Annotated in this window: 17 protein-coding genes; 16 read left to right on the top strand and 1 reads right to left on the bottom strand. The window is 59.4% G+C overall.

The window, feature by feature from the left end:
- The first annotated feature begins 55 nt into the window (after positions 1–55).
- The 15 genes from L6963_RS07795 to L6963_RS07725 all read left to right on the top strand — a co-directional run bounded on the left by L6963_RS07795 (position 56) and on the right by L6963_RS07725 (position 14459).
- On the top strand, positions 56–613 hold the full coding sequence (locus tag L6963_RS07795) for a PH domain-containing protein (RefSeq protein WP_237207308.1): 558 nt from the start codon (positions 56–58) through the stop codon (positions 611–613).
- The gene (locus L6963_RS07790) at positions 614–2272 is read left to right on the top strand and encodes a PH domain-containing protein (RefSeq protein ID WP_237207307.1); all 1659 of its coding nucleotides are present in this window, start codon (positions 614–616) and stop codon (positions 2270–2272) included.
- Positions 2272–2976 carry an ABC transporter ATP-binding protein gene (locus tag L6963_RS07785; protein ID WP_237207306.1) on the top strand — a complete coding sequence of 235 codons (705 nt, stop codon included), beginning with the start codon at positions 2272–2274 and terminating at the stop codon, positions 2974–2976. Before L6963_RS07790 ends, L6963_RS07785 begins: the two co-directional genes overlap by 1 nt.
- Entirely contained in the window at positions 2970–4346 is a 1377-nt protein-coding gene (locus L6963_RS07780) for a hypothetical protein (protein ID WP_237205602.1), read from the top strand. Before L6963_RS07785 ends, L6963_RS07780 begins: the two co-directional genes overlap by 7 nt.
- Before the next feature lie 52 nt (positions 4347–4398).
- The gene (locus tag L6963_RS07775) at positions 4399–5301 is read left to right on the top strand and encodes a Rossmann-like and DUF2520 domain-containing protein (RefSeq protein ID WP_237205603.1); all 903 of its coding nucleotides are present in this window, start codon (positions 4399–4401) and stop codon (positions 5299–5301) included.
- Positions 5302–5391: 90 nt separating this feature from the next.
- Entirely contained in the window at positions 5392–6258 is an 867-nt protein-coding gene (gene panC / locus L6963_RS07770) for a pantoate--beta-alanine ligase (RefSeq protein WP_423816780.1), read from the top strand.
- 97 nt (positions 6259–6355) lie between these two features.
- Positions 6356–7813 (top strand): lysine--tRNA ligase, encoded by a 1458-nt coding sequence (lysS, locus tag L6963_RS07765; RefSeq protein ID WP_185174710.1) that lies wholly within the window; start codon positions 6356–6358, stop codon positions 7811–7813.
- Between the two features lie 196 nt (positions 7814–8009).
- Positions 8010–8207, top strand: a complete 198-nt coding sequence (locus L6963_RS07760; RefSeq protein ID WP_237196360.1) for a hypothetical protein — start codon at positions 8010–8012, stop codon at positions 8205–8207.
- A 204-nt stretch (positions 8208–8411) separates the two neighbouring features.
- Complete coding sequence (locus L6963_RS07755; protein ID WP_237207305.1) at positions 8412–8765, top strand: histone-like nucleoid-structuring protein Lsr2; 354 nt, start codon at positions 8412–8414, stop codon at positions 8763–8765.
- A 324-nt stretch (positions 8766–9089) separates the two neighbouring features.
- A complete protein-coding gene (locus L6963_RS07750; RefSeq protein ID WP_237205605.1) occupies positions 9090–11708 on the top strand; it encodes an ATP-dependent Clp protease ATP-binding subunit in 2619 nt (872 codons plus the stop codon).
- Positions 11709–12105: 397 nt separating this feature from the next.
- Positions 12106–12612, top strand: coding sequence for an amino-acid N-acetyltransferase (locus tag L6963_RS07745; protein WP_237205606.1), 507 nt, complete (start codon positions 12106–12108; stop codon positions 12610–12612).
- A 90-nt stretch (positions 12613–12702) separates the two neighbouring features.
- Positions 12703–13260, top strand: coding sequence for a hypothetical protein (locus L6963_RS07740; RefSeq protein WP_237205607.1), 558 nt, complete (start codon positions 12703–12705; stop codon positions 13258–13260).
- Positions 13245–13574, top strand: a complete 330-nt coding sequence (locus tag L6963_RS07735; protein WP_237205608.1) for a hypothetical protein — start codon at positions 13245–13247, stop codon at positions 13572–13574. Before L6963_RS07740 ends, L6963_RS07735 begins: the two co-directional genes overlap by 16 nt.
- Positions 13575–13599: 25 nt before the next feature.
- Complete coding sequence (locus L6963_RS07730) at positions 13600–14166, top strand: hypothetical protein (protein WP_237205609.1); 567 nt, start codon at positions 13600–13602, stop codon at positions 14164–14166.
- Complete coding sequence (locus tag L6963_RS07725; protein ID WP_237205610.1) at positions 14160–14459, top strand: hypothetical protein; 300 nt, start codon at positions 14160–14162, stop codon at positions 14457–14459. The genes L6963_RS07730 and L6963_RS07725 overlap by 7 nt, the downstream gene beginning before the upstream one ends.
- Here L6963_RS07725 and L6963_RS07720 read toward each other — a convergent pair.
- Positions 14456–15421, bottom strand: a complete 966-nt coding sequence (locus tag L6963_RS07720) for an A/G-specific adenine glycosylase (protein WP_237207304.1) — start codon at positions 15419–15421, stop codon at positions 14456–14458. The two genes, L6963_RS07725 and L6963_RS07720, sit on opposite strands and share 4 nt — an antisense overlap.
- A gap of 86 nt (positions 15422–15507) precedes the next feature.
- Between L6963_RS07720 and L6963_RS07715 the strand changes: the two genes are divergently transcribed.
- The gene (locus tag L6963_RS07715) at positions 15508–16302 is read left to right on the top strand and encodes a hypothetical protein (RefSeq protein WP_237207303.1); all 795 of its coding nucleotides are present in this window, start codon (positions 15508–15510) and stop codon (positions 16300–16302) included.
- The last annotated feature ends 42 nt before the right edge of the window (positions 16303–16344 follow it).

Below are 16344 nucleotides of genomic sequence, written 5' to 3'. Positions count from 1 at the left end.
CGTGCCATAATGGTGTAGACCACACCCTGACATGTATACGTAACGAGAGAGCACCATGAACGAGCCGCAATTTACACCTACCCTGCCCCCGCTCGACCTGGATGGCCTGGGCAAGCAGACTATAGATCTGCCCGAGGTCAGCTGGAAGCGGGTCTCGCCCAAGTACGTTCGGGTTAAGCTCATTACCTCTCTCGTCTGGTCTGTCATTCTCTTGGGGCTGGCGTCCTTGCCGCTTATCATGACGCTTGTGGTGGAGAGCTGGAACTGGGCGCCCTGGGCCTACTGGGGTCTGTTCGGTCTGGTGCTTATCTGGCGCGTGTGGGCTCTGGTGCTGGTTAAGCGCCGGGTGCAGGCAATCGGCTACAGCGAACGTACTGACCACCTGCTCAAGCGCTCTGGCCTGCTCTTCCGCTCGGTCACCGCCGTGCCCTACGGCCGTATCCAGTACGTCGATGTTTCCTCCGGTCCCCTTGAAAACGCGCTCTCCCTGGCCAGCGTCGAGGTAAAAACCGCGGCCAACAGCATCACCATTCCGGGCCTGGCCAAGAGCGATGCTGACCAGCTGCGCGAGGTTCTCACCGACCTGTCAGATGCCAGAATGGCAGGCCTCTAAATGAGTGAACAGGTACCCACCTCAGAATCACCGGCGGTTTCCACCGATATCACCGCCCGCGAAGAAGCCGCCCTCACCTGGCGTCGTGCCCACCCGCTCTCACCCCTGGTGAGGGCCTGGCTGATTATCGTCGTGTTCGTCTACACCATCGCTAACAACCTGGTCGACGACCTCTTCACCGGGGAAGAACCCCTTGACCTGCGCGAACTCGGGCAGAGCGGCCCGCCAGACACCGTCCTTCTCTCCTGGACGAGCATCTTCGGGGGCTTCTGGTTCCTGGGCGTGCTGGCCGTCTTCTTCCTCATCTTGTTACTGCCCTTCCTCTCAACCTGGTTCTTTTACCGTTTTGCCGTCGATGACCGCAATGTCTACATCAAGAGCGGCATGCTCTTCAAAACCGAGCGCAAGGCCCGGCTGGACCGCGTGCAGTCTATCGACGTCAACCGCCCCCTGATGGCCCGCCTGCTGGGCCTGGCAGAGCTTAAATTCGACGTGGCAGACGGCGATTCTTCTGCCCTGCGGGTGCAGTTCCTCAAGTACGCCGACGCCCGCGCCCTGCGCGAGCAGCTTCTAGCCCGGGTGCGCACCCTCAAAGCCGATGCGGCAGACTCCCCGGCGCCGGCGTCCGCTCCTGCCGACCAGCCCGCCCACCGCGACATGGCAGACCGCCTGGGTGACCATCTTACCGAGAATTTTCTGGGGGTTAAGGACGCCGGCGAGCAGCTGATTGTCAAGGTACCGGTAGCGCGGTTATTAGGGTCCATGGTGCTGAGCCTGGGCTGGCTTGTGGGTCTTCTCTTCCTGCTGAGCCTGGGCGGCCTCATGCTCTGGGCAGAGATGTCCTTGGGCGCTATATTTGCCTCGAACGCGGCTGTTATCCTGGCTATCGTCTCGAGCACCTGGAAGCGCTTTAACACCGGTTTTAACTTTTCGCTCTCCACCAGCCCGGACGGGCTGAAAACCCGCTTTGGCTTTACCGATACCACCACCCAGACCCTACCCGAGGGGCGCGTCCAGCGTATTTCGGTAGAGCAACCCTTGCTCTGGCGTATAACCGGCTGGTACCGGGTCAAGGTGACCCTGCTCGGTAAGGGCGAGGGACAGGGTGAGTTTGCCGGTGAGCTGCTCCCGGTAGGCACCCTTGATGACGTGATGCGGGTGCTCCCCCTGGTGGTGCCGGCCCAGCAGGACGGCGGTGTTTCGCCTGCCCAGCTCATGGCCGGTTTGGCAGGTAGCGGCACCGATCAGGGCTTTACAGTCTCCCCGGCGTCTGCCCGCTGGTTTGACCCCCTGACCTACCGCCGCAACGGCTTTGCGGTAACACCCCTGCTCCTGCTGGTGAGATCTGGACGCTGGGTGCGTCGTCTCTCCTTCGTCCCGCACAGCAAGGTGCAGAGCCTTGAACTGAGCCAGGGGCCCCTACAGAAGCGGGCTGGGCTGGCCCACCTGTCCTTGCGGGTCGCCGGGGGAACCCTGCCCACCGCGGTGCATAACGCGGACGCCGAGGTCGCCCGCGCCCTGGCTATCCGCCTGGCTCAGCTAGGGGTTGCGCCTGCACCTGCGCCGACGTCTGCGGACGCCGGGAAAGCCTCCGATACGTCTTCGCAATTACCGCCCTATGAGCTCCTACCTCTGCCCGATACTGAGATAGGAAACTGATGGGTTTACCTACAAAGGTTCCTGCGCTTCAACTAAATCAGGGGTCCAAAGCCTTTGACGAGAATGTTATTTTCTCTGGTGCTTCTGTCACGCTGGAGCCAGGAGTGTATTACACTTTGACTGGCCCTAACGGTTCCGGTAAGTCGACCCTCATGAGCTGTCTTCTTCTGCATCAAGATTTAACCGAAGGGCAGGTGCTCATTGATGGGGCACCGGTGACCTCTGCGTCTGAGGCCTTCCGTTTACAGGTTTTTGGGCTCAACGACGCGCTGGGGTGGCTTCCCGGCCTAACCGTAGGGCAGCATCTTGAAATACTGGCCGATGAAGGCCCTAAAATCGCTCAAAAGCTGGGAATGGCTTCTTCTCAGCGTATGAGCGTGCGTCAGGCGCTAGAAGAACTTGGAGTACCCCAGGCTTATGACAGAGAACCACACACCCTGAGCTCTGGCCAGGAGCAACGCTCCCGCCTTGCGTCCTTGTTGCTCCGTCCTGCCCGTTACTACTTTTTGGACGAGCCAGAAAAGCGTCTTGATACTGCTGGAGTGCAGTGGATTGCTCAGTGGGCGGAGTCTACAGTCTCTGCTGGGGCAGCGGTTTGTATAGCCACACATGACCCGGAGCTTAACGCGTTGCCAGGAACTAAAAATTTGGTGTTTCCGTTGGAGACTGATGGGCTGGGTCTGGCGGCCGAGAACGCATGGTAGCGCTCAGGACGTTAGGGTATCGGCTCGGTGCGGTCTATAAGGTATTTTTCTACCTGGTTTTCTGGCTTGCTCTTGCAGGGTCATTCAGCGTCTCCCTGCGTCAGGTTCGAGGATCCTACCTATATTTCACATTAGAAGATTTCCAAGCGCCCGGTTTCTTTATGGGCGGTCTGCTGATTGCTGGAGCTGGGCTAGTCTGGCTCTTTTATCAGTTGGGACCGCTGGCTTACTCGCCGGCTGACCTCTTTTGGCGTTACTCTGGACTTTCATATCCCAGCCGTAATCCCTGGCATTTTCGGGCTATATGGGTTGCTTTAGGCACGTGGGTCCTGCTCTCCGTAATGCTAGCGACTATTTTTGCGCCGCTCTCGGTGACTTGGTTGGTGGGAACGGCACTGGGCGCTGTCGCGTTTGGGGTGCTTATGCTGCACGGTATGGCTGCGGCGCAGCTACTGGGACGGCTAAAGTTTCTTTTGGCCTGGGCAGGTCTGGCAGCGGTTACGGGTCTTCTATTGCTCATCGCTACGACCACCGATTCAGTCATAAGCGCAAACGTTGCTTTAATCTACTGTCTTGGAGTGCTTGTTCTGTCCCTCGGAATACTTGTAGCTCTTGTGTTCGTTATTTCAGCTCAGAATAGTCCTCTGGAACGGGTTGCTGCTACTCAGGGGTTTGGGAGAAGCACGCTGCTTCTATACGCCGTCCGTAATCTCAGCGGAGCACAGGGTTACCGCTACTATGGTGGGCAGGGCGGTACCTTCCGCAGAAAGCTTGTGAACTCTCGTCCTTACCTTCTATCGCTGGCTGCTTTAGCTGATAGCCTGGCCCCGCTCGTTCTCATTACCCTACTGAGTATCCCTCTGGGAATCTTTGTGGGGGTCGGTTTCGGAGCGTCTGGCATCGGTATCGTAACGATTGTAGGTGTCTGGTTGATTGCCTTCTTCTACCGCTGGCTACCGCGGGAATGGTCAGCCCAGCTGCCTCTTCGGCAGTGGCTTACAGCTCCTTATTTTTCAACCTTGTTGGGGTTTATCGTGGGCGCTGGTGTTGCTACGGTAATCTATGCCGTGGCAATGACCATCATCTTTCAGCTTCCGGGCATTATTACGGGTGCTGCTCTCTTTTTCGGGATTGCCGTGGCGCTAGGAGAGACTGACCCTCTACAGGAATACGACTACAGCCTTGTCGTTGCCCTGCCGTCGGGATTAGTGGTTCCGGTTCAGCCTCTGGTAGCTGCGAGTACCGTTGCTTTTCAGATTGGGGTGGTTGCGCTGGCCGTTTTTAGTGGCACTATTCAAGGGCTACTTATTCCCCTAGCCTTCTGCCTGTGGCGTCTTGGGCAGCACTACAGTAAAGGCCGTACCCGGTAAGAGACTGCCCCCGGTAAACTAAGCAGGCAGGACGCAGACAGAAAGGTGCCCCGTGCAAACCAGCAACCATCTTAAGCCCGCCCGCCTGGGCATCGGCGTAATCTCAGCAGGCAAGGTGGGGGCCGTGCTCGGCGCAGCCCTCCGTGCCGCTGGGCACCTGATTACCGGCGTCCATGCCGTCTCAGAAGCCTCCCGTACCCGGGCTGAGGCTCTGCTCCCCGGCGTCCCCGTCTCCACCATCCCAGAGATCATTACCACCAGTGAAGTGGTGCTCCTGGCCGTACCCGATGATGCTCTGCCTGATCTAGTTAAAGGTATAGCCGAAACCGATGGCTGGCGCCCCGGGCAAATCCTCATCCACACCTCAGGGCGGCACGGCACCTCCGTCCTTGCCCCCGCCACCGCTCAGGGAGCTATCGGCCTAGCCATCCACCCGGCCATGACCTTCACCGGCCTCTCCCTCGACCTGCCCCGCCTGGCCAACACCAGCTTCGGCGTCACCGGCCCAGCCCCCTTCACCCCCATCGCTCAGGCCCTGGTCGTTGAGATGGGGGGAGAGCCCGTCCTGATAGCCGAAGGCGACCGCCCCCTCTACCACGCTGCCCTTGCCCACGGCTCCAACCACCTGGTTACCATCATCGGCCAGGCCCTCCAAATCCTGGCCTCCATCGGCATCGAAAACCCAGCCCGCTACATAGAGCCCCTGCTCAGAGCATCCCTCGACAACGCCCTCGCCAACGGCGATAGCGCCCTTACCGGCCCCGTCGCCCGCGGAGACGCCCACACCGTTGCGGCCCACGCCCAAACCCTAGCCAGCTACGCACTCGAAGAAAACGCCGACGACGTCCCCGCCGCCTACCTGGCCCTGGCCCGCGCCACCGCCGAACGTGCCCACAGCCGCGGCGCCCTCACCGATGAGAGCTACCAGGCTGTGCTTAAAGCGCTCGCCGGGTAAACTAGGAGGGCGCAAAACACGAAAGGACCCCTCACCACCGTGACGAGTCAAACCCCCATCGCACACACCATCACCGATCTTGGCAACGAAATGCTGCTGGCCCTCACCACCGCCAGTCGCCGCCGAGACACCGGTGAAACCCTCGCCGCAGAGAAGCCCCTCACCGTAGGCTATGTAGCCACCATGGGTGCCCTGCACGATGGGCACGCCACCCTGATTCGCCGTGCCCGCGAACAGAACGATGTTGTGGTGCTCTCTATCTTTGTGAACCCCCTCCAGTTCGGGCCCAACGAAGACTACGACCGCTACCCTCGCACCCTCGAAGCCGATGCCGCCCTGGCAGCTGAAGCTGGTGTCGACGTCATTTTCGCCCCCACCGTTGAAGACATGTACCCCGGTGGCGACCCCAAAATCACCGTGGTCTCCGGCAAACTGGGTACCCTCTTTGAGGGCAAGACCCGCCCGGGCCACTTCGACGGGGTGCTGACCGTAGTCAATAAGTTCTTCAATATCCTCAAGCCCCTGGTCGGGGAGGCTAACCTCAACGCCTACTTCGGGCAGAAGGACGCCCAGCAGCTGGCCCTCATTCAGCGCATGGTCAAGGACTTCAACCACGATGTCACCATCAAGCCTGTGCCCGTGGTACGTGCGGACGACGGCCTTGCCCTCTCCTCGCGCAACCAGTACCTGAACGCTGAAGAACGCGAAGCGGCCCTGGTGCTTTCCCGCACCCTGGCAACCCTGCGCGAAAAGTACATTACCGGCAGCTTGAGCACAGAGGACGTCGCCCAGGCCCGTACCGCCATCGACAGCACCGACGGAGTGCACCTGGACTACCTCGAAGTCGTCGACACCGACACCTTTGAGGCCCCCCAGAGCGAACAGGCACGTGTGCTAGCGCTCGTGGCAGCCTACGTGGGCTCCACCCGCCTCATCGATAACATGGAAATCAACTAAGACCTCTATACCCAACCTAAGAACAGGTACATCATTGACTGAACAGGGCAACACCCCCGCCGAAACCACCGCCTTCGACCACGGCGTCTCAGAGCAGATGCAGATTCGCCTCGAAAAGCGCGCCAAGCTGCTCGAATCTGGCCGTGAAGCCTACCCCGTGGGCGTCCCCGTCACCCACACCATCACCGAAATCCGTGAGAAGTACGACGGCAAGCTCGAAGCAGACCAGACCACCGGCGACATCGTTGGTGTGGCCGGACGCGTCGTCTTCGTCCGCAACACCGGTAAGCTCTGCTTCGCCTCCCTGCAGCAGGGCAACGGCACCCGCATCCAGGCCATGATCTCCCTGGCCAGCGTGGGCGAAGAATCCCTGGCTGACTGGAAGGCCCTGGTTGACCTGGGTGACCACGTCTTCGTCAAGGGCGAGGTCATCTCATCCCGCCGCGGCGAGCTCTCCATCATGGCGGACGAATGGCAGATGGCATCCAAGGCCCTGCGCCCCATGCCCAACCTGCACTCCGACCTAAACGAAGAGACCCGCGTCCGCCAGCGCTACCTCGACCTGATGGTGCGCGACGAAGCCCGCGACCTGGTCATCAAGCGCGCCAAGATCACCCAGACCGTGCGTAACGTGCTGAACGACCACGGCTACATCGAGCTAGAAACCCCCATCCTGCAGCTCATTCACGGTGGTGCGGCAGCCCGCCCCTTCGAAACCCACCTGAACGCTTTTGACCAGCCCATGACCCTGCGCATCGCCACCGAGCTCTTCCTCAAGCGCGCTGAGGTAGGCGGCCTGGAACGCGTCTACGAAATCGGCCGTGTCTTCCGCAACGAGGGCGTAGACTCCACCCACAGCCCCGAATTCACCACCCTGGAATGCTACGAGGCCTACGCCGACCAGTTCGTCATGGCCAAGCGCATGCAGGAAATCATCATGGCCTGCGCCGACGCTGTGGGCGTACACCAGATCGAAACCGAAGCCGGCACCATCGATCTGACCGGCGAATGGAAGTGGCTGGGCGTCTACCCCGGCCTGTCCGAGGCCGTGGGCGTTGAGATTACCCCCGCCACCACCGCAGAAGAACTGCGCGCTATCGCCGAGAAGCACGAGGTCCCCGTTGACCCCAAGTGGGACGCCGAGAAGCTAGTCGTTGAGCTCTTCGGCGAAATCGTGGAGCCCACCCTGATTAACCCCACCTTCGTCTACGACTACCCGCCCTCAGCCCAGCCGTTGGCCCGTCAGCACCGCTCCGAGGCCAACCTGATTGAGGCCTGGGACCTGATTATCGGCGGTATGGAGCGAGGCACCGCCTTCTCCGAGCTCATCGACCCCGTGATTCAGCGGGAGCGCCTCACAGAGCAGTCCAAGCTGGCTGCCGGTGGCGATGACGAAGCCATGCAGCTCGACGACGACTTCCTGCGAGCCCTGGAATACGGTGCGCCCCCCATGGGCGGCCTGGGCTTGGGCATCGACCGCCTGATTATGCTCTTCACCGGCGTAGGTATCCGCGAGACCATTCTCTTCCCGCTGATGAAGCCCGAAGCTGAGTAAAACGTCCTAACGCTCTTGTGCCCGCCTGGCAGCCTGCCGGGCGGGCTTTTTCATGTCCTGTTTGCCAGTTACCTGGGGTAGATTGGAGGAAGTGTATCTGATGTGTTCAAAGGGCTTCGCAGGCTCGCGCTCGCTGCGAGCCTGCTACAGCCATTGTTTCGACAAGTCTTGTAAACCCGAGAAAGGTAGAGAAGAGATGGAATTCCTGATTGGCCTGGTTCCCTCCATAGGCGCGGGCCTGGTGCTTTATTTTATTTTGCGCTGGATGAATCGTGCTGACCGCACCGAGCGTGCTGCCCGCCGGGATATCGAAAAGGACGCCGAAGCCTGGTACCGCTCTGTAAAAAACGCAGAAGGAACACGGGATCCTTTTGGAACATCAGAAACTAAATAAAAGTCTTTTTGTTCTCTGAAGCGTGACTTTATTTCCTTTTTGAGAAAAGAATATGTACTATTTATTTTAGTCATCAAGGGTGACTAACTCGATTGCGTGCCCCACAGAAAAGGGTAGAGGCGGAATATCCTCTTATATGTGCTTCCCTACCCAAAACGCGATTGAGTTCATATTCCCTCAACAGATTCATCCAAGGAGAAAATAATGGCTCAGAAGGTCAAGATTATTCTTGAAGACGATCTCGACGGCGGCCCCGCAGAAGAAACCGTACGTTTCGGTCTCGACGGCGGCCAGTTCGAAATCGATCTTTCTAGCGCTAATGCTGCCCGTCTGCGTGACGCCATCCGTCCTTTCGCTGCTAAGGCCCGCCGCGTTCAGGGTGCCCAGCGCACCCCCGGCCGTCCCGCAGGTTCACGCACCACTACTAAGCGCAACCCTGAAATCGCTGAAATTCGTAAGTGGGCCCAGGAAAACGGCCACGAGGTTTCCAACCGCGGTCGTATTCAGCAGCATATTCAGGATGCCTACTACGCAGCTATGGGCAAAGAAAGCAAGTAAATAATCTTCTTCTTGTCTCTCTGAGGCGGAACCCGGTCAGCGGGTTCCGCCTCATTATTTATAAGCGTCCTATAAAGCACAGGCATGGAAAATGCTAGATAAACTCCAGGCGCATCTGACCGAGTAAATATAGAGGGGCCTCTACACAAAAAGGTGGGCAACCTTGGAGTCGCGCAGCTGACTGAATACCAGCTCTCTTGTCGGTATAAGGTATGGGGGCTTTCCCTCCCTGCGAACACCATTCATTCCGTGGCGAACAGGGCCCCGCAGGCTGAGAAACGCGCGTAATCTTTTGGGTAATAGTAAGTTTCCAAGGAGTGTTCAATGTTTGAACGGTTTACCGACCGCGCCCGCCGCGTCATCGTGCTTGCCCAAGAAGAAGCACGCATGCTGAACCACAACTACATCGGCACCGAACACATTCTGCTCGGTCTGATTCACGAGGGTGAAGGTATTGCGGCTCGTGCTCTTGAGTCGCTCGGTATTAATCTCACTGCTGTGCGCGACCAGGTGCAGGACATCATCGGTTCTGGCCCGCAGGCGTCCAGCGGTCATATTCCCTTTACCCCGCGCGCTAAGAAGGTGCTTGAGCTGTCGATGCGCGAGGCTATCCAGCTGAACCACGGCTACATTGGTACTGAGCACATCCTGCTGGGTATGGTGCGCGCTAATGAGGGTGTGGGTAACCAGATTCTGACCAAGCTGGGTGCTGAGCCCGCTAAGGTTCGTCAGACCGTGATGGACCTGATTTCTGGCTACCCAGGTAACAACAACGGTGAGGGTGGTAAGGAGACCGCCGGTGTGGGTGCGGGTAACTCCCGCGAGGGCACCCCGGCTGGGTCTGCCATTCTTGACCAGTTCGGACGCAACCTCACGGCTGCGGCGCGCGAGGGCAAGCTTGACCCTGTGATTGGTCGCCATAAGGAGATGGAGCGCGTTATGCAGGTGCTCTCTCGCCGTACTAAGAACAACCCCGTGCTGATTGGTGAGCCCGGTGTGGGTAAGACCGCCGTTGCTGAGGGCCTGGCTCAGGCGATTGTGCACGGTGATGTACCTGAAACCTTGAAGGACAAGCACCTTTACACCCTGGATCTGGGTTCTATGGTGGCGGGTTCCCGCTACCGCGGTGACTTCGAAGAGCGCATGAAGAAGGTGCTGAAGGAGATCCGCAACCGCGGCGACATCATTCTCTTCATCGATGAGATTCACACCCTGGTCGGTGCAGGTGCCGCTGAGGGCGCGATTGACGCTGCCTCAATTCTGAAGCCCATGCTGGCCCGTGGCGAGCTGCAGACTATCGGTGCAACCACCCTCGATGAGTACCGTAAGCACATCGAGAAGGACCCCGCCCTGGAGCGCCGTTTCCAGCCCATCCAGGTCGATGAGCCCAGCCCCGAGCTGGCTGTTGAGATTCTCAAGGGTCTGCGCGATAAGTACGAAGCTCACCACCGCGTGACCATCTCAGATGAGGCTCTGGAGACCGCCGTTAACCTGGCCCACCGCTACATCTCTGACCGCTTCCTGCCCGATAAGGCTGTTGACCTGATTGACGAGGCCGGTGCCCGCCTGCGTATCAAGCGCATGACCGCTCCGCCCGAAATCAAGGTACTTGAAGAGCGCATCGCCAAGCTCAAGGGCGAGAAGGAAGAGGCCATTGCGGCTAACGAGTTCGAGAAGGCAGCTGACCTGCGCGATAAGGAGCAGAAGCTGGTTGCTGAGAAGGAAGAGGCTGAGCAGCAGTGGCGCAACGCTGGTGACGCCTTCGGCGAGGTGACCCCCGAGGTTATCGCCGACGTCCTTGCCTTCTCCACCGGTGTTCCGGTCTACAAGATTACCGAGGAAGAGTCCGGCCGTCTGCTCAAGATGGAAGATGAGCTGCATAAGCGCGTCATTGGCCAGGAGAACGCTATCAAGGCTCTCTCCCGTTCAATCCGCCGTACCCGTGCGGGCCTCAAGGACCCCAAGCGCCCTGGTGGCTCCTTCATCTTCGCCGGCCCCACCGGTGTCGGTAAGACCGAGCTGGCTAAGGCCCTGGCTGAGTTCCTCTTTGGTGACGAGGACGCCCTCATCACCCTGGATATGTCGGAGTACCAGGAGAAGCACACCGTGTCCCGCCTCTTCGGTGCCCCTCCCGGCTACGTTGGCTACGAGGAGGGCGGCCAGCTGACCGAGAAGGTCCGCCGCAAGCCCTTCTCCGTTGTGCTCTTTGACGAGGTTGAAAAGGCTCACGCTGACCTGTTCAACTCCCTGCTGCAGATTCTGGAAGACGGCCGTCTGACCGACTCCCAGGGTCGCGTGGTGGACTTCAAGAACACCGTCATCATCATGACCACCAACCTGGGCTCCCGCGAAATGGCCCGCCGTGTACCCGTGGGCTTCCAGCAGGTCGGCGACGACCAGGGCTCCTACGAGCGCATGCAGGGCCGCGTGATGGAATCCCTCAAGGAGCACTTCCGCCCTGAGTTCCTCAACCGCGTGGACGACATCATCGTCTTCCCCCAGCTCTCCGAGTCTGAGATTCTGCAGATTGTTGACCTCTTCGTTGCCCGCCTGGCCAAGCGCCTGGCTGAGCAGGATATGTCAATCGAGCTGACCGATAAGGCTAAGGCTCTCATGGCAGCTAAGGGCTACGACCCCTCCATGGGTGCCCGCCCGCTGCGCCGCGAGATGCAGCGCAACCTGGAAGACCCGCTCTCTGAGAAGATCCTCTTCGGCGAGATCAAGTCCGGTGAGAAGATCACCGTGGACGTTGAGGGTGAGGGTGACCTGGCTAAGTTCACCTTCTCGTCAGCTCCCCTGGGTGAGTTGGACGCCGAGGCTTTTGATAAGGCCTTTGGTGAGGATGAGAAGGAGCTGCCCGCAATCCCCGAAGCTGAGGTAGCTAACGAGACTGCCGAGCAGCGTTTCGAGGCTGAAGAGGCCCGCGAGGCCGACGAACGCTAAGCCGCGTTTATAACCTTAAGCCGCCTGTGGCGTCCTGATACCAAGGACGCCGCAGGCGGCTTTGTGTTGCGCTGGTAGGTTCGTGATGCTTCTGTGATGGCTCTTGATAAATGTAACCAAAGCTTGACCAAGTTTTCAGCTTGTGCCCAGCTCTTTAAGGCTTGCGCTCAAGGCTGGCTTGCCATACTTGAGTCATACGGTTCGACAGAGCCCCTGAAGACTCAAAGCCCCGGTGTGTGGGGCTACTTTAGGACAAGAAGACTCTTGTGTGTATGTGTGTGTAATGATGTAAATCAGCTCTCGCACCGCTTAGCGGTCGGGGGCTGATTTATTGCTTAAGGGCCTCTGTGTCTCATGCGGCTTTGGCCCAGAGTAGGCCGGGCAGTAGCCTTGAGGAATGACTGATGTGACCGTCCGCCCCGCTACCGTGCACGATGTGCCCGCTATTCAGAGCCTGGTGCGCCCCCTGGCCCTTGAAGGAATCCTGCTTGATAAAGAGGCGGTGGCCTACTACGAGGCTATCCAGGAGTTCCTCATTGTTGAGGACGCCGCCGGGCAGGTTCTCGGCTGCGGGGCCCTGCACGTGATGTGGCAGAATATCGCTGAAATTAGGACGCTGGCGGCAGCTCCTGCTGCGCGCGGTCGGGGAGTGGGGCACGCCCTGGTGGCCGCTCTGGTGGAGCGGGCCCGGCGGCTGGGCGTAGCCAGTGTTTTTTGCCTGACCTTTGAGGTGGATTTCTTCAAGCGCCAGGGGTTTAGGGTGATGGAGAACCAGGATCAGATTGACCCTGAGACTTTTATGGAGCTGCTGCGGTCGCACGATGAGGGTGTGGCTGAGTTTCTTGACCTTGCCCGGGTGAAGCCCAATACGCTGGGAAATACCCGGATGATTCTGGAAATCTAGGGGGCTGGGCTGGAGGTTTTCCTTCTGCAGGTCTGGAATATGCCCGGCTTTTAAGGTAATCTAGTTCACAACTTCTGAAAGGTGTGAACCATGAATCATCAGGATTTGCAAGGAACATACCGTCAGAAAAAGCGACCCGGCATCGTTGCCGGCGCCGCACTCGGCTTGAGCCTTTTGCTCGCCGTTGCTGCCTCGTTTTTCCTGGCGGGAACTTCAACTTTAGGGCGCTCACCGAGCAGTGAGCCTATTGAACACATTACGGTGACCCGTAAGGCAGCAGTACCCGGCTATTCCGACGCCCAGTGCTGGCAGGCTTTCACCCGCGTGGCCGAAACGAATATTCTGGGCAAGGAGCTTCTGGCCCATAAGTTCTCCGTTATCTGGTGCGCGAAGGACGGCGGCATCGTCTACCAGCAGGACGCCACCACGGTTGACTACGAGGGCCCTAACATGCGCTCAGACCCGCCTGCTAACCCCGACTATTCACTGGCCTATGAGCTGGATTCCCTTGAGTCATACCGCACGGTTATTGGCCGCATGGTGAATAACAGTAGTGGCCTGCCGAGCTACGGTTTTGAACGGTGTGTGGCCTTTACCCTCGACGCTGAGGGTACAGCGGAAGGAGAGCTCTCGTGCGTTCCCAACTAGACCTTGATCAGGTACCCGGTACGGTTCTGGCTGAGAACGGTCGCCCGGTCTTTTTGCAGACAGTACCCGGCCTCTTTGCGACCTGGGTTTATCCGCTTGCTCTGATTCTGCTTTTGCTGGTGAACCAGCCCCTAGCCCTGTGGCTGGTGCTAGCCGCTGGTGTTTATGCCCACGGGGTGCGCTACCCCAGGGTCTATGAGGTCTTCTACCCGGTCTACTTCTATCTTTCGGTAGTGCTTGTGGCCCTCCTGCCCGTGGTACACCTGGTGCTTACCCTGGCAACCGGGGTGAGTGTGACGGACGGGCGTCCCTAGCCCCATCGAGAAAGCGAGGAGAACCGTGAAAACGAGGCATCACACCATCGTGCTAGGGCGGGTATGTACCGCTGTGCTGGTTATTCTGCCCCTCTTGCTGGGCTGGCTTGTTTCTAGCCAGCAAATGAAGAACTGGGACCACATGCGGAATAATGACGGTGCGCTACTTGTATCGGTGAACTCCTGGAGCGTTAGCAACCTGGTGACGGGATCAACCCGCGATAAGATCACCGAAAAAGAAGCGGCCCTTTATGCAGACCATCAGTGCTGGCAGGCGAGTACCCCGGTGACAGAAGAAAACCTGCTGGGTTCTGACCTGACCACCACGGTTTTCTCACTGGGCTGGTGTACCGACGGCTCTGCCATCACCTATCTGAGCAACCTCACCTACACCTCATCTAGCTTTTCCCTGCTTGGCGATAACTCGGTCTACGACAGGGAGCCTGAGGTATGGGAAGAAAAGGGTTCGACAGCCCGGGTATCGGTGGTACGGGAGTTCAACCGCACCAGCCTCAACAGCTATGGCTACACCCGTTGCGTGAACTTCTTCATTGACAGCGAGGGTACCGCAGAAGCGAGGCTGACATGCTAAAGAGAACAGACACCCACTACGACACCACCGGCCGTCAGGTCTACCTCAACTACCGGCCGGGCTTCTTCGCCCAGCCCTGGTACCCGGTGCTGGTCTTTGTGCTCCTTATTCCCTCTGCTCAACTCTTGTCCCTTATTCTGCTCATCGCAGGCACATACGCAAACGGGGTGCGCTACCCCCGCCAGCACGGGGTCTTCAAGCGAGGCTACTTCTTCTTCTCCTTCATTGCTGGAGTGGTTATTCCCTTCGCAGCGATTTTCTGGGGTAGCGCAACGGCCGTGAGCTTCGGTTAAAGGCTGACCCTGCCGCCCTCAACCTGCCGGGCGAGGCCGTCCGCCAGGAGCCCCGAGAAACAGCGCTCAACCTGCTCCGGCGGGGGAGTGAGCGCCCGCAGCTTCGCAACAGCAGGAACAAGACCCTCGGGAACAACCATATCTACCCGCCCCACACTGGTCAGCAGCTGGTCCGGCACCGGCTCCTGGGCGGCGCGCAGCACGCCCATCATGGCACCCCGCAACTGGCGGTCGGTACCGGCCCAAGCCTGGCCCTTAGGCACATAGTCGGCCTCGGGGCATCCTGCCGCAACCCAGGCACAGGAATCCACCACCGGGCAGCGCTCGCAGCTCGGGGCTTTAGCGGTACAGATGAGCGCTCCCAGCTCCATGACCGAGACATTCCACAGGCAGGACGTCGCCAGGTCAGCGGGCATGAGCTCGTCAGCTAAACGGGTTTCGGCTGCTGTGAGTGCCTTAGACGGCAGCGCCTTGCCCGAGATAAGGCGGGCATGGACCCGGCGAATATTAGTATCAATCACCGTGGCCCGCGCCCCAAAGGCAAACACAGATATAGCCGCAGCGGTATATGAACCTACACCGGGTAAAGCCAGCAGCTCCTCGTAGCTGCCGGGTACCTGGCCACCGTGCTTCTGAACGATAGCCTGGGCCGCAGCATGCAGCCGCAGGGCTCGGCGGGGGTAGCCCAGACGTCCCCAGGCACGCACAGCTTCACCGGAATCCTCAGCCGCCAAATCAGCGGGAGTAGGCCAGCGCTCCAACCAGGTTTCCCACACCGGTAAGACCCGCTTGACCGGAGTCTGTTGCAGCATAAACTCGCTGACCATCACCTCCCAGGGAGTATTGCTCCCGGTACGCCAGGGCAGGTCACGGCGGTTCTCTAAATACCACCCGTTAATCTCGGTATGTAGGTTCTCAAGTTCCTGGGGAGTCAGCTGGCTCAGCGGCAAAGTAAAAGACACCCCAACACTCTAAAGCACCGGCCTTCACGCAAGCTAATACGGCGCAAAAGTTCCGCAGGCGGCATAGAAAAAGGTACTCTAGATGTATGTCTGAAAACGTTGATTCACAGGTGGAAGAGGTCTCACCCGAGGTCTACCGCCGCCGCCGCATTGTTGCCCTGCTTATTCTGGTCCTAGTTCTGCTCCTCATTATCGGCCTCATCAGCTGGTTAGCAGGTCGCGGTAACAGCTCCGACAACGCAACCGCCACCGCAAGTACCTCCACCAGCGCTGAAGCCTTCAGCGACTTTAGTCAGCGCGCTACCGAATCAGCGACCCCCTCAGAAAGCGCTGAGCCCAGCGACTCCGCAAGCGCCAGCGAATCAGCGTCAGCTGACGCAAGTGAATCAGCCACCGCCAGCGCAGAGGCTACCGAATCAGCCGAGCCCACCGCGTCCGCTGAGCCTAGCGAATCAGCTGAACCCACTGCGTCCGCCTCACCCACCGAGGTTGTTGCGGCCGCCTGCACCGCAGCCGACCTACAGGTAAGCCTAACCGCCGACCGCAACAGCTACGCAGCGGGCCAGAACCCTGCCCTGGCCGTTACCTACACCAACACCTCGGGTAACCCCTGCATCGTGACCGGCGGTGCCAACAACGTAGACGTTAACATCACCTCCGGCCCCGCCCAGGTCTACAACTACGCCCAGTGCTACGCCAACCCCGTCGAAGACGCTGAAGTTGCCGCAGGTGCCACCAACACCACCGCCCTGACCTGGAACCGCTCCCTCAACGTCCTGGGCTGCAACACCTCAGCAACCATCCAGCCCGGCTACTACTGGGCAACCGCAACCGTCAACGGCGTGACCTCACAGCCCGTCCGTATCATCGTCACCGGCTAAGAACCTTAGCCTCACAGACCGCTACTGCCCCGGCCCGCCCTG

This window comes from Rothia nasimurium (assembly GCF_928392795.1).
GTDB lineage: Bacteria > Actinomycetota > Actinomycetes > Actinomycetales > Micrococcaceae > Rothia > Rothia nasimurium_F.
The sequence above is the reverse complement of the archived record's forward strand: the minus strand, read 5'-3'. Positions and strand labels throughout refer to the sequence as shown.

Bases quoted from the DNA above. Each gene is read 5' to 3' on its own strand.
- L6963_RS07725 (WP_237205610.1), top strand. From the start codon at position 14,160: ATGCTAAAGAGAACAGACACCCACTACGACACCACCGGCCGTCAGGTC.
- L6963_RS07715 (WP_237207303.1), top strand. From the start codon at position 15,508: ATGTCTGAAAACGTTGATTCACAGGTGGAAGAGGTCTCACCCGAGGTC.
- L6963_RS07755 (WP_237207305.1), top strand. From the start codon at position 8,412: ATGGCTCAGAAGGTCAAGATTATTCTTGAAGACGATCTCGACGGCGGC.
- L6963_RS07750 (WP_237205605.1), top strand. From the start codon at position 9,090: ATGTTTGAACGGTTTACCGACCGCGCCCGCCGCGTCATCGTGCTTGCC.
- L6963_RS07790 (WP_237207307.1), top strand. From the start codon at position 614: ATGAGTGAACAGGTACCCACCTCAGAATCACCGGCGGTTTCCACCGAT.
- panC (WP_423816780.1), top strand. From the start codon at position 5,392: ATGCTGCTGGCCCTCACCACCGCCAGTCGCCGCCGAGACACCGGTGAA.
- L6963_RS07760 (WP_237196360.1), top strand. From the start codon at position 8,010: ATGGAATTCCTGATTGGCCTGGTTCCCTCCATAGGCGCGGGCCTGGTG.
- L6963_RS07745 (WP_237205606.1), top strand. From the start codon at position 12,106: ATGACTGATGTGACCGTCCGCCCCGCTACCGTGCACGATGTGCCCGCT.
- L6963_RS07780 (WP_237205602.1), top strand. From the start codon at position 2,970: ATGGTAGCGCTCAGGACGTTAGGGTATCGGCTCGGTGCGGTCTATAAG.
- L6963_RS07785 (WP_237207306.1), top strand. From the start codon at position 2,272: ATGGGTTTACCTACAAAGGTTCCTGCGCTTCAACTAAATCAGGGGTCC.
- L6963_RS07740 (WP_237205607.1), top strand. From the start codon at position 12,703: ATGAATCATCAGGATTTGCAAGGAACATACCGTCAGAAAAAGCGACCC.
- lysS (WP_185174710.1), top strand. From the start codon at position 6,356: ATGCAGATTCGCCTCGAAAAGCGCGCCAAGCTGCTCGAATCTGGCCGT.
- L6963_RS07795 (WP_237207308.1), top strand. From the start codon at position 56: ATGAACGAGCCGCAATTTACACCTACCCTGCCCCCGCTCGACCTGGAT.